Below are 25,164 nucleotides of genomic sequence, written 5' to 3'. Positions count from 1 at the left end.
AGACCCCGCAGGCTTGCCGAGGAGGCTCAGGTTTCGCCCCATGGAAAGCGAGCATACTGTAGTGGAAATGAACGTCACTCAACTTCCTTTACGAAAATTTGGTCATTATTTGACAAGGTTATTTTTCAACAACGTAAAAAAAGTGCTTAATTATAAGCACTTTTTATTTTTGGTATAAAATTATCTTTTTAAAAATCTTCCTTGAACTTTGTTTCGTTTACGGTCTCTAAATAAAACAAAGCTTCCAACTAAATAAAAACCAACACCTAAAGAGACGATTCCAATTAGTAATTGTAAAGGAAGATTAGGTATGCCAAATGAATGGATTAGAAAAACAGTATCACGTAGTAATTTAATTCCGATAACTGCTAAAGCTATTGGTATAACAATCACAACGAATGCTAACATACGTGTAAAAGATTCTTTCATGATTATTTATTCCTCCGATAATTAGTAACAATATATAGTAAAACGTAATATTCTCTGTCTTCATAATCTTATACAAAAAAAGTGTTGTCAAGATTAATAAAACGTTAGAAATAGACGAATTAACAAGTTTCTATATATAATTATCTAATGTGTTTAATAATTTGTTGAAATTAGTAGGTGAACTAAGATGAAACAAAACGTAATAATCGTCGGAATGGGAACAGGAGGAACCGCAGTATTAAGGTTTCTGTCGCATTCTGATTTGTTTAATGTTGTTGCAGTAGTAGATATGATTAAAGAAGCGAAAGGATTAGAACTTGCTAAAAGTTTACATATTCCAATTTTAAAAGATTGGAAATCAAATTTAACTGACGAAATTGATGTAGTATTCAACACCACTGGAGATGAATCTTTACATCAAGAAATAGTTAATTGTAAAGCAAATCATACATTGGTAATTCCGGGGACGGTTGCAAAAATGATTGCCGAACTTGTGAAAGAGAAGGAATCTCTTTTTCATTTAATTAGTAATAAAAAAAGGCAGCAAGAATTAATTTTGGATAATACTCATGATGGAATGATTGTTGTTGATAAATGGGGGAAAATTCTTTTATTTAATCGTTCTGCTGAGAGGATGTTACAAATTGATCGAAAAGAAGCAATTGGTAGGTATATTTTAGATGTTGTACCTACAAGTAAATTGCCTCGAGTTTTACAAACGAAAAAGAAGGAAATTAACCAAGAACATATTTTAATTAACGGTAGCAAAATTTTTACAACACGTATTCCAATCTTTCGAGAAGATGGAGAACTTGAAGGGGCTATTTCTGTCTTTAAAGATGATACAGAAGTATTAGATTTAGCGGAAGAAGTTACGAATTTAAAAGAAGTCCATAGCATGCTTGAAGCTGTTATTCAAAGCTCAGATGAGGCCATATCGGTAGTAGATGAGAAAGGGAATGGAATCATCATCAATCCTGCGTATACAAGATTAACAGGTCTAACAAAGGAACAAGTAATTGGTAAAATTGCGACAACAGATATTGCTGAAGGAGAAAGTGTTCATTTAAAAGTTCTAAAGACAAAACAGGCTGTCCGCGGTGAACGAATGAAGGTTGGAAAGCAAAATCGAGATGTATTAGTGAATGTTGCTCCTGTAATTGTGGATGGAGAATTAAAAGGAAGTGTTGGTGTAATACATGACGTTTCTGAAATTTCTCAACTTACAAATGAACTTCATAGAGCCCGCCAAATTATTAGAACCTTAGAGGCAAAATATTCATTCGAGGATATTGCAGGTGATTCTGAAGGTATTCATTTGGCGATCATGCAGGCGAAATTAGCGGCAAGTACGCCAGCAACTGTTTTACTTCGTGGAGAATCTGGAACTGGTAAAGAATTATTTGCTCATGCAATCCATAATGAAAGCGATCGCAAATATAATAAATTCGTTAGAGTAAATTGTGCTGCAATCTCAGAGTCGTTATTGGAAAGTGAACTGTTTGGTTATGAAGAAGGTGCTTTTTCAGGTGCAAAACGCGGTGGAAGTAGAGGTCTATTTGAAGAAGCGAACAATGGTAGTATTTTCTTAGATGAAATTGGAGAATTATCACCTGCGATGCAAGCCAAACTATTAAGGGTCCTACAAGAAAAAGAAATTAGACGAGTTGGTGGGACAAAAGCTATTCCAATTAATGTACGTGTAATCGCAGCAACAAATGTACATTTAGAAGAAGCGATTATTGAAGGGAAGTTCCGTGAAGATTTGTATTATCGTTTAAATAAACTTCCGATTATCATTCCTGCATTAAAAGATCGTATAGAAGATATTTTACCAATTGGCGAAAGATTATTGGCGAAAATAAATCAGGACTATGGGCGAAATGTTGAAGGGATTTCACCATCAGCATTAAATAAATTAAAAAGTTATCATTGGCCAGGTAATGTTAGGGAGCTGGAAAATGTATTAGGACGAGCTGTTATTTTTATGAAATTTAATGAGTTGCAGATTCTTCCTGAACATTTATCTGCTATTGTACAGACAAAACAAGAGCAACCTGTTGATCAAAAAGAAATTAGAATAGAAGAAATAAGCTCCCTTGATGAGATGGTCGTAAATTATGAAGGTGAAATAATTGAAAAAATATTACAGAAGAATAATGGGAATAAAACGAAATCAGCAAAAGAGCTAGGTATTTCCGTTAGAAATTTATATTATAAATTGGAAAAGTACCACTCTGCAAAAAATAGCACGCAATAATTTGCGTGCTATGAATATTTCTGCATACAATTACTGTTATTTTTCTAAATATTGTTGTAGAATAGATTTATTGGTGTTACTAGCACCTGGTACTAATCTGTTGGTAATGTAAGGCTTTTCAACTATTTTTAAAATAGTTAGTTCCTTTTTGAAAAGTTGGCACGCGAATTGCTATATATAGTGCAGGGGGATGAAAGGAAGGGCTTTCAATGAATTTAACAGATATAATGATACGTGCGAAAAGTCATGCTGTTCAAACTGTAGCTGTTGCAGTAGCTGAAGATTTTGAAGTAAAAGAAGCTGTTGCGTTAGCATTGGATAATGACTTAGCAAATTTTTTACTTTTCGGAAATGAGCAAGCGATCTACGAATTGTATGAAGATTTATTAAAAAATAATAAATTTGCAGAACGATTAAAAATTGTTCATTCAAATACAAATCAAGAAGCTGCTAAAAATGCAGTTGTAGCTGTTCGCTCTGGAGAAGCTTCAATTGTCATGAAAGGTAATCTTTCGTCTTCAGTTCTTCTAAAAGAAGTATTGAATAAAGAATATGGTTTACGAGATAAAGGCGTTTTATCTCATGTAGCGATATTTGATGTACCAGGTAGAGAAAATGCAGTAATCGTTACTGACGCGGCGATGAATATTGCCCCAACTTTAGAACAAAAGGTAAAAATTATTGAAAATAGTGTTGATATTGCAAGGAAAGTAGGAATCGAAACCCCTAAGGTTGCTGTATTGGCAGCTGTTGAAGTAGTAAATCCTGCAATGCAAGCAACACTAGATGCAGCATCACTAACTGTCATGAATACAAGAGGGCAAATCAAAAATTGTATCGTTGATGGACCATTAGCGCTAGATAATGCCATTTCTATTGAAGCAGCTGAACATAAAGGTTTAACTGGCGAAGTTGCTGGTCGAGCTGATATTTTATTAGTTCCTACAATAGAAACTGGAAATATTTTATATAAATCTTTAGTCTTTATGGCTAACTCAGAAGTGGCTGCATTAATTGCTGGAGCTAAGGCACCTATTGTTTTAACATCGCGTTCAGACTCTGCAATGACAAAATTATATTCATTAGCATTAGCTATATGCAATTCTAAAAACTAAACTTACACATTTAAGGGAGCTGTTAGTACATGGAAATTTTCAAATACTTAGAAACTTATGATTATGAGCAAGTAGTTTTTTGTCAAGATAAAGCATCAGGATTAAAAGCGATTATCGCGATTCATGATACAACTTTAGGTCCAGCATTAGGTGGCACAAGAATGTGGACTTATGAAAATGAAGAAGCTGCAATTGAAGATGCACTTCGTTTAGCTAAAGGTATGACTTATAAAAATGCTGCTGCTGGCTTAAACCTAGGTGGAGGAAAAACTGTAATTATCGGTGATCCACGTAAAGATAAAAATGAAGCAATGTTCCGTGCATTTGGACGTTATATTCAAGGCTTAAACGGACGTTACATTACTGCTGAAGACGTAGGTACTACTGTTGCGGATATGGACTTAATCCATGAAGAAACTGATTATGTAACAGGTATTTCACCTTCATTTGGTTCTTCAGGTAACCCATCACCAGTAACTGCATTTGGTGTTTATCGTGGTATGAAAGCTGCTGCAAAAGAAGCTTTTGGAACAGATAGCTTAGAAGGTAAAGTAATTGCAGTACAAGGTGTTGGTAATGTTGCATTTAACTTATGTAGATATTTACATGAAGAAGGTGCTCAATTAATCGTAACTGATATCAACAAAGAGTCAGTTCAACGTGCTGTTGAAGAATTCGGTGCAACTGCTGTTGACCCAGATGATATCTATAGTGTTGAATGTGATATTTATGCTCCATGTGCTTTAGGTGCAATTATCAATGATAAAACGATTCCACAAATAAAAGCGAAAGTAATTGCTGGAGCTGCAAATAACCAATTAAAAGAAACTCGTCACGGTGATTTAATTCACGAATTAGGTATTGTTTATGCTCCTGACTATGTAATTAATGCTGGTGGAGTAATCAACGTAGCTGACGAATTATACGGATATAACCGTGAACGTGCAATGAAAAAAGTTGAAGGTGTTTATGATAACATTGCTAAAGTTATCGAAATTTCTAAACGTGATGGTATTCCAACATATTTAGCAGCAGACCGTTTAGCAGAAGAGCGTATTGCTACAATGGCAAAGTCTCGTAGCCAGTTCTTATCAAATGGTCACAGCATTATTAGCAGACGATAATCATTCATAAAATAGACTTTAAAATTTATTCCTTTATTTTTTAGATGGAAAGAAAGAGTGAAGTGATATGTAGCTCTTTCTTTCTACTTATAAAGGTAAGGTAAACTTTAATGAAGGGAGAGTGTTGACAATGCATCGTATATTAGTGATTAATCCTGGCAGCACATCCACAAAGGTTGGTGTATTTGATGATGAAAAACCAATTTTTGAACAAACAATACGCCATGATGATGAAGAATTAAATAAATATAAGACAATTATTGATCAATATGAGTTTAGAAAAAATGTTATTTTAGAGGTGTTACACAAAGAAGGAATTAACATTTCTAAATTAAGTGCTGTTTGTGGTCGAGGTGGTCTTTTAAGACCAATCGAAGGTGGTACTTATGCTGTAAATGATATCATGCTTGAAGATTTAAAAATTGGCTATAGTGGTCAGCATGCTTCAAATCTTGGTGGTATCATTGCAAATGAGATTGCACAAGGTTTAAATATTCCAGCATTTATTGTTGATCCAGTAGTTGTTGATGAATTAGAGCCAGTAGCAAGAATTAGCGGTCAATCACTTATGGAAAGAAGAAGTGTTTTTCATGCGTTAAACCAAAAGGCAGTTGCTCGCAAAGTATCAAAACAGTTAGAACAGCCATATAACGAATTAAATCTTATTATCGCCCATATGGGTGGTGGTGTGAGTGTTGGTGCTCATAAAAAAGGTCGTGTAATCGACGTAAATAACGGTTTAGATGGTGAAGGACCATTTAGTCCAGAGCGTGCAGGAACGGTTCCAATCGGTGATTTAATAAAACTTTGTTTCTCTGGTGATTACTATATTAATGAAGTTCAAAAAATGATGGTTGGTCAAGGTGGATTAGTTAGCTATCTTGGTACTGCTGATGCAATTAAAGTAGAAAATATGATTGAAGACGGTGACCAAAAAGCTGCGTTAGTATATGAAGCAATGGCTTATCAAGTTGCAAAGGAAATCGGTAGTGCAGCGGCAGTTTTAGAAGGCAATATCGATGCAATTATCTTAACTGGTGGAATCGCTTATAGTGATTTTATCGTTAATGAAATTACGAAACGAGTAAAATGGATGTCACGTGTGATTGTATTACCAGGTGAAAATGAACTTCAAGCTTTATGTGAAGGTGCTTTACGTGTACTTCGTGAAGAAGAAGAAGCAAAAATCTATCCTGGAGATTATGCAGTTAAAACTTTAGTATAAATGTGAGGAGAATTTCATCATGGCAACAGAATATGATTTAGTCGTACTTGGTGGCGGTACAGGTGGTTATGTAGCTGCTATTCGCGCTTCTCAATTAGGTTTAAAAGTAGCAGTAGTAGAAAAAAATAAACTTGGTGGAACTTGCTTACATGCAGGATGTATTCCAAGTAAAGCATTACTACGTAGTGCTGAAGTTTTTTCAACTGCTAAAAAAAGTGAAGAGTTTGGTGTTGAAACATCAGGCGTAACATTAAATTTTAGTAAAGTACAACAAAGAAAAGAAAATATCGTTGCTGGTCTTCATAAAGGTGTAGAACACTTAATGAAACAAGGTAAAATTGATGTTTACAATGGTTTAGGACGTATTTTAGGACCTTCAATCTTCTCTCCAATGCCTGGAACAATTTCTGTAGAAATGAACGATGGTAGCGAGAATGAAATGTTAATCCCTAAAAACGTATTAGTCGCAACTGGTTCAAGACCAAAGTCTTTACCTGGTTTAACTATTGATGGTGAACATGTAATGTCATCTGATGAGGCGTTAAAAATGGAGTCTCTTCCTAAGTCAATTATTATCGTCGGTGGCGGTGTAATCGGAATTGAGTGGGCTTCAATGTTAGCAGATTTTGGTGTTGAGGTTACAGTAATCGAGTATAGTAAAACAATTTTACCTTTAGAAGATGAAGAAATTTCTAAAGAAATGACTAGATTATTAAAGAAAAAAGGAATTAAATTAGTTACAGATGCAAAAGTTTTAGCTGAAACGTTAGTAATCGATAACGGTGTAACAATTAAGGCTTTATACAAAGATGAAGAAAAATCATTTACAGCTGAGAAAATGCTAGTATCTGTAGGTCGTCAAGCAAATGTTGAAGGAATCGGCATAGAGAATACTGACATCGTTGTAGAAAATGGTTTTATTCAAACAAATTCTAATTACCAAACAAAAGAATCTCATATTTATGCAATTGGTGATGTAATTGGTGGTTTACAATTAGCCCATGTTGCATCAAGAGAAGGTACAATTGCTGTTGAGCATATTGCTGGTAATAATCCACTTCCATTAGATCCAACGATGGTTAGTAAATGTGTTTACAGTAATCCAGAAGTTGCATCAGTTGGCCTAACTGAGCGTGAAGCAAAAGAAAAAGGTTATAAAGTTAAAAAAGGAAAGTTCTCTTTCCGTGCAATTGGTAAAGCTTTAGTTTACGGTGAGCATGATGGATTCGTAAAAATTATTGTTGATGAAGAAACAAATGATCTATTAGGTGTCCACATGATTGGACCTCATGTTACTGATATGATCTCAGAAGCAGGATTAGCACGAGTATTAGATGCAACTGCATGGGAAATTTCTCATACAATTCATCCGCATCCTTCATTATCAGAAGCAATTGGAGAAGCAGCACTTGCTGTAGAAGGATTAGCAATTCATTCTTAATCTAACTTAATGAAATGTAGAGAGTAGGGTCTCTACATTTCATCTCAAAATATGATTTAAAACGCTTCCACAACTTGTGTGGTAAAAGGGGGACAAAATTAATGGAAAAGGTTACAACTTCAAACCGTCATGAACAGCTTGGTTTATCAAATGATGACGTTCTAAGTATGTATGAAACAATGCTTTTAGCACGTCGTATCGATGAGCGTATGTGGTTATTAAATCGTGCTGGTAAAATTCCGTTCGTTATTTCTTGTCAAGGTCAAGAAGCAGCTCAAGTAGGAGCAGCATATGCATTAGATAATTCAAAAGACTATGTATTACCATATTACCGAGATATGGGTGTAGTTTTACAATTTGGAATGACAGCAAGAGAATTAATGTTATCTGGTTTTGCAAAAGCAGAAGATCCAAACTCTGGTGGTCGTCAAATGCCAGGTCACTTTGGTCAAAAGAAAAATCGTATCGTAACAGGTTCTTCTCCAGTTACAACACAAGTACCTCATGCTGTAGGTGTAGCTTTAGCTGGAAAAATGGAAGGTAAGGATCTAGTATCATGGGTTTCGTTTGGTGAGGGTTCTTCTAACCAAGGTGATTTCCATGAAGGAGCTAACTTTGCTGGTGTACATAAGTTACCAGTAATTTTCATGTGTGAAAATAATAAATATGCTATCTCAGTACCAATCGAGAAACAATTAGCATGTGAAAAAGTATCAGACCGTGCAATTGGTTATGGAATGCCTGGTTTTACTGTTGATGGAAATGATCCATTAGAAGTTTACCGTGTAACGAAAGAAGCAGCTGACCGTGCTCGTCGTGGAGAAGGTCCTACATTAATTGAAGCAGTTTCTTACCGATTAACAGCTCACTCAAGTGATGATGATGATCGTATTTATCGTTCTCGTGAAGAAGTAGAAGAAGCAAAAAGTAAAGATTGCTTATTTACATTCGCTAAATACCTTCACGAAGTTGGTGTCTTAACAGAAGAAATAGAAAAAGAGATGGATACAAAAATTCGTGCGATTGTTGATGAAGCAACTGACTACGCAGAAAACGCTCCATATGCAGCAGCTGAGCATGCATTGAAGTTTGTTTACGAAGAATAAGAGGGGGTAGGACAATATGGCAGTAATTTCTTATATAGATGCAGTAACTTTAGCGTTAAAAGAGGAAATGGAACGCGATCCTAAGGTTTTTGTATTAGGGGAAGACGTTGGACTAAAAGGTGGAGTATTCAAAGCGACTCATGGTCTTTATGATCAATTTGGTGAGGATCGTGTGTTAGATACGCCACTTGCTGAATCTGCAATTGCAGGTGTTGGTATTGGTGCAGCAATGTACGGACTTAGACCAGTAGCTGAAATGCAATTTGCTGATTTTATTATGCCTGCAGTAAACCAAATTATTTCTGAGGCATCAAGAATCCGTTATCGTTCAAACAATGATTGGACTTGTCCTATTACAATTCGTGCTCCTTATGGAGGCGGTGTACATGGTGCACTTTACCACTCTCAATCTGTTGAGAAGGTATTTGCAGGTCAACCAGGATTAAAAATTGTAATGCCTTCTACTCCGTATGATGTTAAAGGTTTATTAAAAGCAGCAATTCGTGACAATGACCCAGTAATTTTCTTTGAGCATAAACGTGCTTATCGTTTAATTAAAGGTGAAGTACCTGAAACTGATTACGTTCTTCCAATTGGAAAAGCTGATGTAAAACGTGAAGGTGAAGATATCACAATTATTACTTACGGATTATGTGTACATTTTGCTCTTCAAGCAGCTGAAAAATTAGCTCAAGATGGCATTTCTGCACATGTATTAGATTTACGTACAATTTATCCATTAGATAAAGAATCAATTATAGAAGCTGCTTCTAAAACAGGAAAAGTTTTATTAGTAACTGAAGATAATAAAGAAGGAAGCGTAATGAGTGAAGTTGCAGCAATTATCGCTGAAAATTGCTTATTTGAATTAGACGCTCCAATCGCTCGTTTAGCTGGCCCTGATGTTCCAGCAATGCCTTATTCTCCAACAATGGAAAAATTCTTTATGGTAAATCCAGATAAAGTCGAAAAAGCGGCTAGAGAACTTGCAGCATTTTAACGGCACTGTTTGAAAAAGGGGGACATAATGATGATCGAAAATATTAAAATGCCTCAATTAGGTGAAAGTGTAACTGAAGGTACAATTAGTACTTGGTTAGTAAAAGTAGGAGACCGTGTAAATAAATACGATCCATTAGCAGAAGTTATGACAGATAAAGTAAATGCAGAAGTACCTTCATCTTTTACAGGTGTAATTAAAGAATTAATTGCAAATGAAGGTGAAACTTTAGCTGTAGGTGAAATTATTTGTACGATTGAAGTAGAAGGTGCTTCTGAAGAAGTAGCTGCTACTTCAGTTGAAGAAACAAAACCGGCTGAAAAAGCAGTACCTGCTCCGGCACAAGCTGCGGCTCCAGTTGCTGCTGCACCTGTTCAAACAATCTCTAAAACAGATGAGTCAGGTAAAGTACGTTTTTCACCAGCGGTATTACGTTTAGCGCAAGAAAATAATCTTGATTTATCACTAATTCCTGGTACAGGAAACAACGGTCGTGTAACGCGTAAAGACGTTTTAAATGCGATTGCAAATGGTGTTCCACAAACAGCGCCAGTACCGGTTGCTGTAGAAACTACTTCTCAACCAGTTGTAGCGCAAACTGCACCTGCTGTTGAAGTAACGAAAGCACCTACTGCAGCACCAGCACCTGTTGTTCCTACATCAGTTGGTGATATTGAAATTCCTGTTACAGGTGTACGTAAAGCAATTGCTGCAAATATGCTACGTAGTAAGCATGAAGCTCCACACGCTTGGATGATGATCGAAGTAGATGTTACAAACTTAGTTAATTACCGTAATAGCATAAAAGATTCATTCAAGAAAAAAGAAGGCTTCTCTTTAACATTCTTCGCATTCTTTGTTAAAGCAGTAGCTCAAGCACTTAAAGAATACCCGATGATTAATTCAATGTGGGCTGGCGACAAAATTATCCAAAAGAAAGATATTAACTTATCAATCGCTGTAGCAACTGATGATGCATTATTTGTACCAGTTATCAAAAATGCTGATGAAAAAACAATCAAAGGTATTGCACGTGAAATTACTGAATTAGCTACAAAAGTTCGTACTGGAAAATTAAAATCAGACGAAATGCAAGGTGGAACGTTTACAGTTAACAATACTGGTTCATTTGGTAGCGTACAAAGTGCTGGTATTATTAACTACCCACAAGCTGCAATTTTACAAATTGAAAGCATTGTAAAACGTCCAGCTGTTGTAAACGGAATGATTGGTGTTCGTGATATGGTTAACTTATGTTTATCTCTTGATCACCGAGTACTTGATGGTTTCATTTGTGGTAAATTCTTAGGAAGAGTAAAAGAAATCCTAGAAAACACAACAAAAGAAAATACAAACGTATATTAATATTCGAAATGGCCTTACTCCAAAATGGAGTAAGGCTATTTTTTATTTGATGGAATATAATGAATAAATAGTTTATTCTAAAATTATAAAAAAGGAGTGAGACGACAATGCTTGTTGAAAAAAACGGATATTACATATCAACAAATAAGGATTTATTAGATAGGAATGTTATTTTTAGTTTTTTAGATAAAGAATCATACTGGGCAAACGACATCCCATACGAATATGTAGATCGATTCATTAACGGTTCATTCTGTTTTGGCGTTTTCAAAGGTAATCCTACCGAAACTGAACCAAACCAAGTTGGCTTCGCAAGAGTGGTTTCTGATGGTGTTACATTTGCCTATTTAGCAGATGTATTTATACTCCCTGAACATCGCCAACTTGGCTTATCAAAATGGTTGATGGATGAAATAATGAATGATCGAGAACTATCAACAGTTCGAGTATTTATGCTCGGAACAAAGGACGCCCACTCGTTATATCGTAAATATGGCTTTGAAGTAATAGATAACAGTAAAAATCGATTTATGGCTATCTTAAAAGACAATCTGTATAGAGAGATGAAGAACAAGTTATAAATGAAGAATGAAGGGATAGGTATGTAGAATTTGACCTAAACCCTTCTTTTTTAGTTCTTTACCTAGCTTGCTCTATAAACCCATGAAATTAACTTTCATTATAATAAGCAATATATATGATTATCTATTTCTTTACCTGCCCTTTACAAAATGTAACATTTGTTAGATAATTTTTAAATATGTGACATCTTAGAAATAGGGGGGGATAAGATGTTTAAAAATTTGTCAGGGGTACATCCAGTTGCTTGGAATATTGTAATTGGAACATTATTCGTTCGATTCGCTAGTACCGTAAGTATGCCATTTTTAGCGATTTATTTAACGTCTGTAAAACATATTTCACCGGCGATGGTAGGCGTAATGTTAACAGTATCTTCTTTTTTAGGGGTGTTTTTTAGTTTTATAGGGGGATCTCTTTCTGATCGAATTGGAAGGAAAACAATATTATTATGTAGTATTTTTCTATGGTCAATTACATTAATTGGCTTTGGTTTAGGAGATACATTTGCATGGTTTTTTGTTTTAAATTCTATTTTGAATATTTGCTCTTCATTTTTTGAACCATCTTCAAGAGCATTACTTTCTGATTTAACAGATGAAAAATCAAAGCTTTTAGTTTTTAATTTACGTTATGCTGCGATTAATGTAGGGGTTGCAGTTGGTCCATTAGTTGGACTATATTTAGGTAGTTCTCGCAGTACATTGCCATTTGTGTTATCCGGAATAGTTTACTTTTTTTATGGCATAACTTTATTTTATATGCTATCAAAATACAAAATTGGTGAAGGTAATCAAACTCAAAACAATAAAGTTTCCATGAAGGAATCATTTTCTGTTTTACGTAAAGATATTATTTTTGCTTTAACAATTGTGACGATTTGTATATACGGACTTGGCTATTCTCAAAGCTTTTCAACAATGTCTCAATATTTTGCAAATGCTCCACAATTCCATGATGGTGTAAAAATGTATGCATATTTAACAACTATTAATGCGGTTACGGTTGTTATACTACAATTCCCAATTGTAAGTAGAATGAAGAATTTTTCACCAACAGTTTCAATGATGATTGGAAATATTATCGTTAGTTTAGCTGTTGCTGGATTCGGTTTATTTACAAACTTTTATTTGTTAGCAATTGTTATGATCGTCTTAACGATCGGAGAAATATTTGCTTTTACTTTTACAGATGTATTTGTCGATCAGTTAGCGCCAGAAGATTTAAAAGGTACTTATTTTGGTGCAATGGGATTCTCGAAATTAGGATTTGTATTCGGTCCTGCCTTAGGAGGAAGTTTATTAGCTTACTTCGGTTATGAAAAGGGAGGGCATGCATTTGTTATAATAAGTGCAATCGCATTTTTAAGTTTTCCAATGATGTTTTTTGTAAATCGGCTCTTTCAAAAAAGAAAAGAAGTCGAACAGCAAACGGATACAAAATTAACAGTTAATTCATAAAAAGAACGCTTATAGCGTTCTTTTTTTTGAGTGTTGAAATGGGAGAGGCAGGAAAGGCAGGGAAGGGCAGGGTAGGCAGGACAGGCGGCAAAGCAGGTAGGAGGAATTAACAATAAAATACTCTAAAGTGTTTTAATATCTTTTCCTTTCAATTTCCCTTGATCCTGCATTTCCTTGTTCCTGCTCTTCCCCTTTCAGTGTATAGATTGAATACACTTAAAGTATGCTTTAGTAACCATCTTCATATATTTGTATAAACAAGCGATATGGAGGGAGAGATATGGACAAACTTCTATATAATCAGCTTAAATTACTAAGTTGGGACTGTATAATCTTGGAAGGTGCTAGTGAACAAGAGGAAGAATTAATGAGAGACGTTTTATTTACGTTACATTCAAACGGATTAAAAAATAAAATAGATGCAAATGTACTCTTTGTTGCTGGTGGTGAAGAAAAGATTAATCATTTTGAGAAAAAGAATCCTTATCTAAAAATAATTCGTGTTGTTGAAGAATTGAACAAAGACTACCGGTATGCCATTACTAAATTAGCTCATTTATCAAATATTATTGACGATTTAGTGAATGAATAAAGTAAGAATGAAATAAAAATTAATGATTCTATTTAAGAAATAATGAATGCAGCAAGTTCAAAAGCTTGAACAAGTTGCCAATCTATTGGTAAGATGAAAAAAAGCATGTAAGGAGTAGATGAAATGAATATGAATTTTAATTTTTTTATGAATGATGTTGTCCATACTGCCCGCCAAGAAATCGTTGCAGCTGGTTATACAGAATTAAAAACACCTGATGAAGTAGAGCAAGCGTTAGAAAAGAAAGGAACAACGTTAGTAATGGTAAACTCAGTTTGCGGTTGCGCTGGTGGTATTGCCCGTCCTGCTGCTGCTCACTCAGTTCATTATGATGCTAGACCAGACCAGTTAGTAACTGTTTTTGCAGGTCAAGATAAAGAAGCAACGGCTAAAGCTCGTGAATATTTCACTGGAAAAGCTCCTTCTTCTCCGTCATTTGCATTATTAAAAGATGGTGAACTCGTTGCAATGGTTGAACGTCACGAAATTGAAGGGCATGAACCAATGCAAGTTATTCAAAAACTACAAAATTACTTTGAGCAATACTGCGAACAAATTTAACATTTAGAAGATCAAACTGAATAAAAAAGTACAAAAATTTATGAAGAGATTTCCATAAAATTTTGTACTTTTTTGTACATTAAGAAAGTGTAAATTGACAGCAGTGTAGAAAACTCTACGTAGTTGCGATTTTTAAGATAAAGTATAAGTTCAATAAATTCTCTTTTTTCGACTAAAGGCTCGCCAATCGGCGAGTTTTCTTTTTGTAGATATTAATGTTATGTAAACTGAAGTGAAAATTTATTCAGTTAATAATTTTATTTAAAAAATAGAATAATAAAAAAAACGAAAATGCTGCTAACGAACATGTGAAAATTAGTAACCACAATGCATCTTTATATGCTGATTCATCATTTTTTACTCGAAAAGCGAATGATTCTAATCTATATTTTTTTAATTTCCGATATTGATTTAGATCAATAATATTTGATTGATCCACAACGCATCTCTCCTTTTCTATCGAATGTTAATTAAATTTTAAAATATTCTAAATAATTAGTAAAGTTGTTTCGCGTGACAAATTGTTAACAAAATATGCCATAATTAATAGAAACAGTTAGTAGATTGTTCGAAAGGTTTGTGAGATTCGTGAAATATACTTTATGCTTTATTAAACGAAATGATGAATTATTAATGTTAAATCGATTAAAAGCTCCTACGATGGGGATATGGAATGGTGTAGGTGGAAAAATAGAGGAGCATGAGTCTATTAAAGAATCGGTGCAGAGAGAAATTAAAGAAGAAACAGGAATTAGTATTGAGTTAGATCAAATAGTATATAGAGGAAAAGTGACATGGCACGAAGATGAAGAGTGTTTCGGGGGGATGCATGTATTTCTCACAGAAGTTTCCCGAGACTTACATTATGAAACTCCTATTAAAATAAATGAAGGAATTTTAGACTGGAAAAAGATTGATTGGGTATTAGATGATCGAAATCAAGGAGTAGGAGAGTGTATTCCATATTTTCTTCCTATACTTTTAAATGACGAGCGAAATCATCACTTTTCTTTTTATTATAAGGGGAAATCAGTAGTTGACGTAAGAATAAATGAAGAGGTTTTAATATCATAAAATAATTTATAAATGAATATTGTAATCATTTAAATGAAAATACCATTCGTAAAATGGTATTTTTTTTCTGAATAATCATGAAAACGCTTCATTTAAAGATTGATTTATGGAATTTGGTAAGATGCATCTAGTGGTTTGCGAGATTTGTCGAAAATTTTTAAAGTGATTGAATTGATATGAAAAATATAAGAATATACAACTATGTGTATAAATATATAAAAATAATGAATTTAGATGAAAAATATTTTCATATATTATCCTTGTAAAACTGGGGTTTATTGAAAGAATAGAGAAATAACCTAAAAAAATACTATTGCATATTTATTAGTATGTGTTAAAATTCATTTTATAAAATAATTATTCATTCGAAAAAAAAGGTTGTTTAATAGATTTCGAATAATGATAATAAGAATAATAAGTTAGAATTTTTTAAAAATTATAAAAATGGGGGAAAATAAAATGAAAAAAATAATCGGAGTATTAGCTGCATCTGTCTTAACAATTGGAATGTTATCTGCTTGTAACAAGTCGGATAAAAAAACTTTAATCTTAGGAACAAGTGCAGATTATAAGCCTTACGAATTTATAGATACTAAAAATGATAAGATTGTCGGTTTCGATGTTGATTTAGCTAATGCATTAGGTAAGAAAACTGGTTATAAGATCCAAGTAAAAGATATCGATTTTGGTTCATTAATTACTGCAATGAATGCAGATAAAGTAGATTTTATTATGGCTGGTATGAAAAAGACACCTGCTCGTGCTAAAAATGCAGATTTCACTAAACCATATTTCACAGATCAAAATGAAGTAGTTGTAAATAAAGATTCAAATATTAAGAGTATTGCAGATTTAAAAGGTAAAACAATCGGTGTACAAGCTGGTTCAATTCAAGAAACAAAAGCGATTGAAGTTTCTAAAACAGCTGGATTTAAAGTAGAAAACCGTAACCGAATTCCTGAAATGGTTGAAGAATTAAAAGCTGGTCGTTTTGATGCAGTTATTATCGAACAATCTGTTGCAAGTGGTTATTTAAATAAATTAACTGAAATGCAAGGAATATTAATGAAAGATTTCTTTGAACAATCTGGTTCAGCAGTTGCACTTCCAAAAGGTAGTAAATTAACTCCAAAATTTGATAAAGCATTAGCTGAATTAAAGGCTGATGGAACTGTTGATAAATTAATTAAAAAATGGTTTGGAGATTTAAAGTAATAAGGGACGGTTCAAAGCATACTGGATTTTGAGAATAGAAAAAGATGAACAGAATTCATCACATAAACGATAACAGCTGATTTTTCGTAGTCATAAGGGGAGGAAATATTGATGGAGAGAGATTGGAGTCATTTATTAGAAAAAATGCCATTACGTTTAGCACCAAGCATGGCAAAAGATCATCCGAACTTACCGGTTGTTAAAGAAGAAGGATGCTATTACTACGGGGTAGATGGTAAAAAATATTTAGACTATACTTCTGGAATTGCTACTACAAATGTTGGTCATCGTCATCCTAAAGTAGTACAAGCAATTAAAGATGGCGCTGATTCTTTAGCTCATGGTCCTTCTGGTGTTATTGTATATGAATCAATATTAAAGTTAGCTGATGAATTAGCTGAAATACTTCCTGGTAACTTAGATACTTTCTTTTTTGGTAATAGTGGGACAGAAGCAATTGAAGGTGCTATTAAACTAGCAAAACATGTTACTAAACGTCCGTATGTTGTTTCATTTATTGGTTGTTTCCATGGCCGTTCTATGGGGGCACTAAGTGTAACTACATCAAAAAGTAAGTATCGAAAATTCTTACAACCAACAGGTTCTTATCAAATTCCTTATGCAAATGTTTCTGAATGCCCTGATGGTTATGATGAAGAACAATATGTAGTAGAGAAATTAGAAAAAGATTTCAAACGTTTATTCAATCATCAAGTCACTCCAGAAGAGGTAGCTGCAGTGATTGTAGAACCTGTACTTGGAGAAGGAGGATATATTGTCCCTCCTAAAGCTTGGTTAAAGAAGATTCGTGAAATCTGTAATCAAAATAATATTTTATTAATTTTTGATGAAGTACAAACAGGCTTTGGGCGAACTGGAAATTGGTTTGCAGCACAAACATTTGATGTTACACCTGATATTATGGCGATTGCGAAAGGAATTGCTAATGGCATTCCATTAAGTGCGACTGTAGCATCGAATGAACTAATGAAACAGTGGCCACTTGGTAGTCATGGAACAACATTTGGTGGAAACCCAATAGCTTGTTCAGCAGCTTTAGCAGTACTAGAGATTATAAAAGAAGAAAAATTATTAGAGAATACAAGAGTGGTTGGAGCATATGCAGTTGAAAAACTGAATGAATTAAAAGCCAAACATCCAGTAATTGGAAGTATTCGTTCAATCGGTTTAATGATCGGTATTGAAATTATTAACCCAGCTACGAAAGAACCAAGTGGTGATGGATTATTTAAAATTCTTGACCTAGCTTTAGAAAAAGGTGTTTTATTCTATTTCTGTGGTAACAACAGTGAGGTAATTAGAATGATTCCACCTTTAACAGTAACGAAAAGTCAAATCGATGATGGATTAGCGATCTTAGATGAAGCATTAACAGAATATGAACAATCCATTGGGTATGAATTATTTGAAACAAAGGGCATTGGTTTCTAAACCAGTGCTCTTTAACTAAAAAGAATTTGTCGAATAAAATTTGCAATTTAAAAGTCAATAGAAAAGGAGTACTACAATATGAATTTAGACTTTTCTCAAATTGTCCCTTCAATTCCATATATATTAGCCGGATTAAAATTAACACTACTTGTAGTTTTCTGTTCAATTTTATTAGGTATTGTTTTAGCAATTTTACTTGCATTAATGAAAATTAGCCGCGCAAAATGGCTAGTTGTAATAGCTGATTTTTATACGTCAATTTTTCGTGGAACACCGATGGTTTTACAATTAATGATCATTTATTATGGTCTACCACAATTAATTGGATTCGATATCGAGAAGTTTCCAGCAGCGGTTTTAGCTTTTGGATTAAATTCAGGAGCTTATGTATCAGAGATTATTCGTGCAGGTATACTGGCTGTTGATAAAGGTCAACAAGAAGCTGCATCCGCATTAGGAATCCCTTATCGTAAAATGATGTCAAAAATTATTTTACCTCAAGCATTTAAAAATATATTACCAGCATTGATGAATGAATTTATTACTTTAACGAAAGAATCAGCGATGGTAACTGTAATAGGTGCATCTGACTTAATGAGGAGAGCATTTTTAGTAGGTGGAGAGACTTACTCATTTATGGAGCCACTTATTTTTGTAGGTGCAATCTATTATATTATCATTATGCTATTGTCACTTCTAGGTAAGGCTGTTGAAAGGAGATTACGTACAAATGATTAAAATTACTGATTTAAATAAGAGCTTCGGGAATGTTCATGTATTAAAAGGAATAACAACTACGATTGAGCAAGGGTCTGTAGTAGCTGTAATTGGTCCATCTGGTTCTGGTAAATCTACATTTTTACGTTGCATCAATTTATTAGAATCTCCATCAGCGGGAACTATTTGGATGGACGAAATCGAAATTACAAACCCAAAAAATAATATTATGAAAATACGTGAAGATGTGGGAATGGTATTCCAGCATTTTCACCTTTTCCCGCATATGACAGTTCTTGAGAATATTACGTATGCACCGATAAATGTAAAAGGTATGAGTAAAAGCAAAGCCGAAGATAATGCAAAAAAACTTTTGGAAAAAGTAGGTCTTCTTGAAAAAGCAAACGTATACCCACCTAAGCTTTCAGGCGGTCAAAAACAACGTGTTGCAATTGCAAGAGCGCTTGCGATGGAACCTAAAATTATGCTTTTTGATGAACCGACGTCAGCGCTTGATCCAGAGATGGTAAAAGAAGTACTAGAGGTAATGAAATCATTAGCTCATACTGGAATGACGATGGTCATCGTTACACATGAAATGGGATTTGCAAAAGAAGTTGCTGATCGAATTTTATTCTTAGACGAAGGAAAACTAGTTGAGGATTCAACTCCAATCGAGCTTTTCACTAGACCAAAGTCTGATCGTGCAAAGCTATTTCTTGAGAAAGTTTTGTAAGTCAATCAATAAAGTAGTATAGCTAAACTAAAACAAGTAATTTTAAAATAATGGAATGTAAAAATCCTACTTTTTCAACGAGAAAGTAGGATTTTTTGTTGGTTAAAATCGAAAAAATTATCCGTGCGAAAACTTTAAAAGAAATACATTATTCTTCACTTTGTTTTAATTTTAATGGTTTCGTCGAGATAATACTTTCAATATTTTTACTCATAAGCTTATTACTTTTACGGTTTTCAATTCTAGCTTTTGCAATTTCAGCTAGCTCTTTTTCTTCCTCTGTTTCAAGTATGATGGATGGTACAGGTACTGTTTTATTTTCTTTCATCCCAACAAAAGTTAAAAATGAAGTAGCAGCAACACGGCGCTCTCCTGTAATTAGATTTTCTGCAATTGCCTTTACGAAAATTACCATTGATGACTTTCCTGTAACGACTACAAATGATTCATATGAAATACAGTCTTCTTCTGTTACTGGGTGTAAGAAGTCAACGTGATCAATGGAAGCAGTAACACATTTTAATCGAGCGTGCCTAGATGCAGTGATTGAGGCTGTCATATCCATGTCAGCAAGAATTTTTCCACCGAATAAAGTTCGGTGATTGTTTAAATCAGTAGGAAAAACCCGAATAGTTAATGTTGAACGTGATTCATGGCAGTATTTTGAACTCATAACTTCACACCTTTTTTTAGAATAATGATATTTTTACCAATCTATTTATAAATAAGTCTAAATATGTAGGTAATTAATGAATGAATTTGAAGGTGAAATTTTCAATCATTACAATAAAGTTTTTTAGAGAATCAATTTTATAGAAAAGTAAAACATTAATATAAGGTGATATTATGTATAGAATTGGTTCGCGAGTTGTTAAAACAGCGTTTGGAAGTGCGCTTGCAATTTTTATTGCACAGTCGATTGGGGTAAATTTTTATTCTTCAGCGGGAATCATAGCAATTTTATGTATTCAACCAACAAGAAGACGTTCTTTAGAAACTGCTATTAGAAGATTTTTAGCTTGCATACTCAATATCATATTTTGTTTGTTTTTCTTTTATTTATTTGGATATACAGCTGTGGCAATCGGATTATTACTGTTATTTTTTATTCCAAGCTTAGTTATGTTTAAAATTCAAGAAGGTGTAATTTCTAGCTCTGTTATTATGCTTCATTTATATAATTTAGAAAAAATAACAGTTCCAATTATATTAAATGAGATCATTGTCATCGTGATTGGAATAGGAGTTGCTTTGTTATGTAATTTATATATGCCAAGTTTAGATGACCAAATCAAAAGTTTTAAAGTTAAAATTGATTCTAAATTCTGTTTTATATTTGAGAAAATTTCTATTTATCTAAAAGAGCCATCTAATAAATGTTTTTTGGAGGAATATGAAGAAACAGTCATTTTACTTCAAAAAGCAAAAAACACATCAAAATTAGAAATAGATAATCATTATTTTAAATTAAGGAATGATGAGGATTATGAATATTTCTTATTGAGGGAAAGGCAGCTTGAAGTAATCTATCGTATTATCAAAACGGTATGTAACATTAAAGTGAGCAATGAGCAGTCTCATATTTTATCAAAATTTTTTAATGATCTTAGCTATTCGATTAATCCTAAAATAAGTGGAACTATCTGTCTTCATCAGTTAGAAGAAATCTATCAAATGTTTCGTTCTATGCCATTACCTCAAACAGCTGATGATTTTGAAACGAGGGCTGCAGTTTTAACAATTATTCATGAGATGGAAAGCTTTTTGATTATGAAATCCAAGTTTAAGGGAAAATACTTTAAGGTTGATTGAGAGGAGTAGGTTTAATTGCTTAAACTAGTTCTGTCATTATTTTTAGTAATCAGTCCTCTTTGGCCTCTTGGGCAAAACCCAAGGGTTGGAGAACCTTTCATTATTATAAATAAGAAAATAAATTATTTAGCGTACATAGACGATGGGAAAATACAAAAAGTTTTTAGAGTTGCAACCGGTAAAACAGCTGATTTGACTCCTGAGGGGACATTTAATATTACATACAAAGCGAGATTACCTTATTGGAGGAAAAAGAATATACCTGGCGGGGATCCAAGAAATCCATTAGGCTCTAGGTGGATTGGTTTTGATGCATTGAATACAGATGGCTCCATTTACGGTATCCATGGCAATAATAACCCTTCAACGATTGGGAAATATATTTCAAATGGATGTGTAAGAATGTATACAAGTGATGTTAATGAATTATTTGACAAAATTCCATTTGGAACAAAAGTTTTCATCACTTCGTCAGCAAGTTCATTTGAACAACTAGCACGCGAAAATGGTGCGATAAAATGATAAAGAGGATTCATCTTTAAGAAAACAAATTTCTTTTGGATGAATCCTCTTTTGACGTTTTGATCGATATTTTAGACTTTTTATATGAGACAAGAATGTCTTCCGTTTATAAAAGAGATGCGATACCTGCAAGTAATGTAGTAGCAAGCATTGAAATTAACATAATCACTACGACTATTTTTTGTGTTTTTTTTCTCATGTGATTACCACCTTAATTTAAAATTACATTTACTTAGCGAATTATTAACAAGTCATGTCCTATTTTAGCATATGTATGTTAGAAAAGCATTGATCAATCCGAAAATGATTAGGCATATCTTGTACGTATAGGGGATTGTTTGATCAGGGCGTAAAGGTTGCATTTTATCATAGCTAATAAGGTAAAGATTGAGCGGCTTAAACCAATTAATAAAATGAATCCAGTTTATAAATAGATTGAAAAAAGGGGGAACACGAGTGAGCAAATACGATGATCTTTATCGATTATATGAAATAAAGTCTGAAATAGAGCAAGGTGGTGGATTTGAGCGAATTGAAAAACAACACGAACGAGGAAAGTATACGGCGAGAGAAAGAATTGAAATATTATTAGATGAAGACAGTTTCGTTGAACTATTTAGCTTCGTACAGCATCGTTGTACAGATTTTGGGATGGATGAACAATCTGGTGCATGTGACGGTGTTGTAACTGGTTATGGAAAAATCGATGGACGTACTGTTTTTGTATTTTCACAAGACTTTACAGTGTTTGGTGGAGCGTTAGGAGAAATGCATGCAAAAAAAATCAGCCAGCTAATGGATATGGCAGTACAATGCAAAGCTCCAATAATTGGTTTAAATGATTCAGGGGGAGCTAGGATTCAAGAGGGCGTGCTTTCATTGGACGGATACGGTCATGTTTTTTATCGTAATACAATCTATTCAGGAGTAGTACCACAAATTTCAGTTATAATGGGCCCGTGTGCAGGAGGAGCTGTCTATTCGCCAGCAATTACTGATTTCGTCATAATGGTAAATGGAAGTAGTCAAATGTTTATCACTGGTCCAAAAGTAATTGAAAGCGTAACTGGTGAGAAAATTTCATCCGAGGATTTAGGTGGAGCCAAAGTGCATAATGAAATTAGTGGAAATGCACATTTTCAAGCTGCTTCAGAAGAGGAAGCGCTAAATATCGTTAGAAATTTACTCGACTATTTACCTTCACATTGGGAAGGAAAATCACCTCCTAAGATGAAAAATGATAAAAATACAGAGGAAGTATTAGAATTAATACCTGAGGATAGTAGCCGTCCATACGATGTTAAAAAAATAGTAGATATGATTGTCGATGACGGTTCTTTTTTAGAAGTCCAAAAAGAATTTGCTAAAAATTTAGTTGTTGGGTTTGCTAGGTTAAATGGAGATGTGATTGGATTAGTATGTAATCAACCTAAATTTATGGCAGGGGGATTAGATTTACATTCTGCTGATAAAGGAGCAAGGTTTATCCGTTTTTGTGATAGTTTTAATATACCAATCATTACTTTTGTTGATGTCACGGGATTTTTCCCTGGTGTAAAACAAGAACATGGAGGTATAATAAGGCATGGTGCTAAGCTTTTATACGCATATTCTGAAGCAACAGTCCCAAAAGTTACAGTAATCACGAGGAAAGCATTTGGTGGTGCTTATGTTGCTTTAAATAGTAAATCAATCGGAGCTGATTTAGTATTTGCATGGCCAAACGCTGAAATCGCTGTCATGGGTGCTGCAGGTGCTGTTAATATACTCTATGGAAAAGAAATTAATCAAAGTGATCATCCAGATCAATTGAGAACAAATTGGATGGACCAATATAAAGAGAAATTTTCCAATCCTTATGTTGCTGCAAAATATGGTTTAGTAGATGATGTCATCGATCCTAGAATGACAAGAAATAAGCTTATTCAATCATTAGATGTATTAAAAAACAAAAATGAAAAGCGCCCAGCTAAAAAACATGGTAATATACCTTTGTAGACATTTTTTTACATATACAATATGGAGGCATAACACAATGATTAATGAACAACGTATAGTCGATGAATTTTTAGAATTAGTACAAGTAGACTCTGAAACTAAGTTTGAAGCTGAGATTGCTAAAGTTTTAAAACAAAAATTAGAAGCTCTTGGAATGACAGTTTTTGAAGACGACACAATGGGCGTGACTGGTCATGGTGCTGGAAATATTGTTGCTACAATTCCTGCAACGAAAGAAGGAGTAGACGGTATTTTCTTCTCATGTCATATGGATACAGTAACACCAGGTAAAGGGATTAAACCTTCAATTACTGATGGTTATATCGTAACTGATGGAACGACAATTCTTGGAGCAGATGACAAAGCTGGTATCGCAGCATTTTTAGAAGCTGTTAAAATTATTAAAGAAAAAAATATTGAACATGGTGAAATCCAATTCATTATTTCAGTTGGTGAAGAATCTGGATTACATGGTGCAAAAGCAATGGATCCAAAATTAATTACTACTAAATTTGGATATGCATTAGATAGTGATGAGGAAGTAGGTAACATTATTGTTGCTGCTCCAACGCAAGCTAAAGTAATTGCTACAATCTATGGTAAAACTGCACATGCTGGTGTTGCTCCTGAAAAAGGTGTATCAGCTATTACAATTGCATCTAAAGCAATTGCAAGAATGCCATTAGGTCGAATTGATGAAGAAACTACTGCAAATATCGGTCGTTTCGAAGGTGGTAGCGCAACAAATATCGTATGCGATCAAGTGAACATTTTAGCTGAGGCTCGTTCATTAATCGGTGAAAAAATGGAAGCTCAAGTAGCTAAAATGAAAGCAGCTTTTGAAGAAGCAGCTTCTGAAATGGGTGGACGTGCTGAAGTTGAAGTGCAAATCATGTACCCTGGATTTAAATTTGGCGATGGCGACCATGTAGTTGAAGTTGCAAAACGTGCAGCTGAAAAAATTGGTCGTACACCAGCATTAAAACAAAGTGGCGGTGGATCTGATGCCAACGTATTCGCAGGACACGGTTTCCCAATCGTAAACTTAGCAATTGGATATGAAGAAATCCACACTACAAATGAAAGAATGCCAATTAAAGAATTAGTTAAAACTGCTGAAATGGTAATCGCAATTGTAGAAGAAGTTGCAAAATAATAAATAAAAATAAACGAGACACTTAAAATGTCTCGTTTTTTTTATTGTTAAAATTTAAAGTTAGGATCCACTAATTAACAGTTATTATTCTATTTAGAATGAGTTATGTATAAATGCACAAAGAGAATTTACTTGATGAAAAGGCTTTTTATAGAATATTTAAAGACATAGATTGGAGTGGAAGGTGCGAAACTCCTATGGGAGTAGCGGGAAGGGTGAGACCCC

25 protein-coding genes are annotated in these 25,164 nt (G+C 33.9%); 21 read left to right on the top strand and 4 right to left on the bottom strand.

The window, feature by feature from the left end; translation table 11 throughout:
• Window positions 1-180 precede the first annotated feature (180 nt).
• Window positions 181-429 (bottom strand): DUF2627 domain-containing protein, encoded by a 249-nt coding sequence (locus B7R67_RS20975; RefSeq protein ID WP_088072941.1) that lies wholly within the window; start codon window positions 427-429, stop codon window positions 181-183.
• A gap of 187 nt (window positions 430-616) precedes the next feature.
• On the opposite strand from B7R67_RS20975, the gene B7R67_RS20970 reads away from it, so the two are divergent.
• The 12 genes from B7R67_RS20970 (at window position 617) to B7R67_RS20915 (ending at window position 14,257) form a co-directional block, all read left to right on the top strand.
• A complete protein-coding gene (locus B7R67_RS20970; protein WP_088072940.1) occupies window positions 617-2,689 on the top strand; it encodes a sigma-54 interaction domain-containing protein in 2,073 nt (690 codons plus the stop codon).
• A 209-nt stretch (window positions 2,690-2,898) separates the two neighbouring features.
• Window positions 2,899-3,804: a phosphate butyryltransferase gene (gene yqiS / locus B7R67_RS20965; protein WP_088072939.1), complete on the top strand. Its 906-nt coding sequence runs from the start codon at window positions 2,899-2,901 to the stop codon at window positions 3,802-3,804.
• Between the two features lie 29 nt (window positions 3,805-3,833).
• On the top strand, window positions 3,834-4,928 hold the full coding sequence (gene bcd / locus B7R67_RS20960) for a branched-chain amino acid dehydrogenase (protein WP_088072938.1): 1,095 nt from the start codon (window positions 3,834-3,836) through the stop codon (window positions 4,926-4,928).
• Window positions 4,929-5,052: 124 nt separating this feature from the next.
• Window positions 5,053-6,153, top strand: a complete 1,101-nt coding sequence (gene buk, locus B7R67_RS20955) for a butyrate kinase (protein WP_208615681.1) — start codon at window positions 5,053-5,055, stop codon at window positions 6,151-6,153.
• A 19-nt stretch (window positions 6,154-6,172) separates the two neighbouring features.
• Complete coding sequence (gene lpdA, locus B7R67_RS20950; RefSeq protein WP_088072936.1) at window positions 6,173-7,594, top strand: dihydrolipoyl dehydrogenase; 1,422 nt, start codon at window positions 6,173-6,175, stop codon at window positions 7,592-7,594.
• Window positions 7,595-7,695: 101 nt separating this feature from the next.
• A complete protein-coding gene (locus B7R67_RS20945; protein ID WP_088072935.1) occupies window positions 7,696-8,700 on the top strand; it encodes a thiamine pyrophosphate-dependent dehydrogenase E1 component subunit alpha in 1,005 nt (334 codons plus the stop codon).
• A 16-nt stretch (window positions 8,701-8,716) separates the two neighbouring features.
• Window positions 8,717-9,700, top strand: a complete 984-nt coding sequence (locus B7R67_RS20940; RefSeq protein WP_088072934.1) for an alpha-ketoacid dehydrogenase subunit beta — start codon at window positions 8,717-8,719, stop codon at window positions 9,698-9,700.
• A 27-nt stretch (window positions 9,701-9,727) separates the two neighbouring features.
• Window positions 9,728-11,065, top strand: coding sequence for a dihydrolipoamide acetyltransferase family protein (locus B7R67_RS20935; protein WP_088072933.1), 1,338 nt, complete (start codon window positions 9,728-9,730; stop codon window positions 11,063-11,065).
• 107 nt (window positions 11,066-11,172) lie between these two features.
• The gene (locus B7R67_RS20930; RefSeq protein WP_088072932.1) at window positions 11,173-11,646 is read left to right on the top strand and encodes a GNAT family N-acetyltransferase; all 474 of its coding nucleotides are present in this window, start codon (window positions 11,173-11,175) and stop codon (window positions 11,644-11,646) included.
• 210 nt (window positions 11,647-11,856) lie between these two features.
• Window positions 11,857-13,104, top strand: a complete 1,248-nt coding sequence (locus tag B7R67_RS20925) for an MDR family MFS transporter (RefSeq protein WP_088072931.1) — start codon at window positions 11,857-11,859, stop codon at window positions 13,102-13,104.
• Window positions 13,105-13,384: 280 nt separating this feature from the next.
• Window positions 13,385-13,696 (top strand): hypothetical protein, encoded by a 312-nt coding sequence (locus B7R67_RS20920; RefSeq protein WP_088072930.1) that lies wholly within the window; start codon window positions 13,385-13,387, stop codon window positions 13,694-13,696.
• Between the two features lie 123 nt (window positions 13,697-13,819).
• Entirely contained in the window at window positions 13,820-14,257 is a 438-nt protein-coding gene (locus B7R67_RS20915; RefSeq protein WP_088072929.1) for a BrxA/BrxB family bacilliredoxin, read from the top strand.
• Window positions 14,258-14,501: 244 nt separating this feature from the next.
• Here the strand turns inward: B7R67_RS20915 and B7R67_RS20910 are convergent, their stop codons facing one another.
• On the bottom strand, window positions 14,502-14,696 hold the full coding sequence (locus B7R67_RS20910; protein WP_088072928.1) for a hypothetical protein: 195 nt from the start codon (window positions 14,694-14,696) through the stop codon (window positions 14,502-14,504).
• Between the two features lie 149 nt (window positions 14,697-14,845).
• On the opposite strand from B7R67_RS20910, the gene B7R67_RS20905 reads away from it, so the two are divergent.
• From B7R67_RS20905 to B7R67_RS20885, 5 genes are all read left to right on the top strand, one after another.
• Window positions 14,846-15,331 carry an NUDIX hydrolase gene (locus tag B7R67_RS20905; RefSeq protein ID WP_235822237.1) on the top strand — a complete coding sequence of 162 codons (486 nt, stop codon included), beginning with the start codon at window positions 14,846-14,848 and terminating at the stop codon, window positions 15,329-15,331.
• A gap of 459 nt (window positions 15,332-15,790) precedes the next feature.
• Window positions 15,791-16,546 (top strand): transporter substrate-binding domain-containing protein, encoded by a 756-nt coding sequence (locus tag B7R67_RS20900; protein ID WP_088072927.1) that lies wholly within the window; start codon window positions 15,791-15,793, stop codon window positions 16,544-16,546.
• Window positions 16,547-16,657: 111 nt separating this feature from the next.
• The gene (locus tag B7R67_RS20895; protein ID WP_088072926.1) at window positions 16,658-17,998 is read left to right on the top strand and encodes an aspartate aminotransferase family protein; all 1,341 of its coding nucleotides are present in this window, start codon (window positions 16,658-16,660) and stop codon (window positions 17,996-17,998) included.
• A gap of 78 nt (window positions 17,999-18,076) precedes the next feature.
• Window positions 18,077-18,736 carry an amino acid ABC transporter permease gene (locus tag B7R67_RS20890; protein ID WP_088072925.1) on the top strand — a complete coding sequence of 220 codons (660 nt, stop codon included), beginning with the start codon at window positions 18,077-18,079 and terminating at the stop codon, window positions 18,734-18,736.
• Entirely contained in the window at window positions 18,729-19,451 is a 723-nt protein-coding gene (locus B7R67_RS20885) for an amino acid ABC transporter ATP-binding protein (protein WP_088072924.1), read from the top strand. The genes B7R67_RS20890 and B7R67_RS20885 overlap by 8 nt, the downstream gene beginning before the upstream one ends.
• A 148-nt stretch (window positions 19,452-19,599) precedes the next feature.
• Here the strand turns inward: B7R67_RS20885 and B7R67_RS20880 are convergent, their stop codons facing one another.
• Window positions 19,600-20,124, bottom strand: coding sequence for an acyl-CoA thioesterase (locus B7R67_RS20880; protein WP_088072923.1), 525 nt, complete (start codon window positions 20,122-20,124; stop codon window positions 19,600-19,602).
• Window positions 20,125-20,297: 173 nt separating this feature from the next.
• Between B7R67_RS20880 and B7R67_RS20875 the strand changes: the two genes are divergently transcribed.
• Entirely contained in the window at window positions 20,298-21,263 is a 966-nt protein-coding gene (locus B7R67_RS20875) for an aromatic acid exporter family protein (RefSeq protein ID WP_088072922.1), read from the top strand.
• 15 nt (window positions 21,264-21,278) lie between these two features.
• A complete protein-coding gene (locus B7R67_RS20870) occupies window positions 21,279-21,785 on the top strand; it encodes a L,D-transpeptidase (protein WP_088072921.1) in 507 nt (168 codons plus the stop codon).
• A 106-nt stretch (window positions 21,786-21,891) separates the two neighbouring features.
• Here the strand turns inward: B7R67_RS20870 and prli42 are convergent, their stop codons facing one another.
• Window positions 21,892-21,984: a stressosome-associated protein Prli42 gene (prli42, locus tag B7R67_RS22260; protein ID WP_158095160.1), complete on the bottom strand. Its 93-nt coding sequence runs from the start codon at window positions 21,982-21,984 to the stop codon at window positions 21,892-21,894.
• Between the two features lie 257 nt (window positions 21,985-22,241).
• Between prli42 and B7R67_RS20865 the strand changes: the two genes are divergently transcribed.
• Both B7R67_RS20865 and B7R67_RS20860 read left to right on the top strand, forming a co-directional pair.
• Complete coding sequence (locus B7R67_RS20865) at window positions 22,242-23,783, top strand: acyl-CoA carboxylase subunit beta (protein WP_088072920.1); 1,542 nt, start codon at window positions 22,242-22,244, stop codon at window positions 23,781-23,783.
• A 37-nt stretch (window positions 23,784-23,820) separates the two neighbouring features.
• Window positions 23,821-24,939: a M20/M25/M40 family metallo-hydrolase gene (locus B7R67_RS20860; RefSeq protein WP_088072919.1), complete on the top strand. Its 1,119-nt coding sequence runs from the start codon at window positions 23,821-23,823 to the stop codon at window positions 24,937-24,939.
• Window positions 24,940-25,164 lie beyond the last annotated feature (225 nt).

Origin of the sequence: Gottfriedia luciferensis (assembly GCF_002156865.1) — a bacterium.
GTDB classification, from domain to species: Bacteria; Bacillota; Bacilli; order Bacillales; family Bacillaceae_G; genus Gottfriedia; species Gottfriedia luciferensis.
This window is presented reverse-complemented; position numbering and strand designations above follow the sequence as displayed.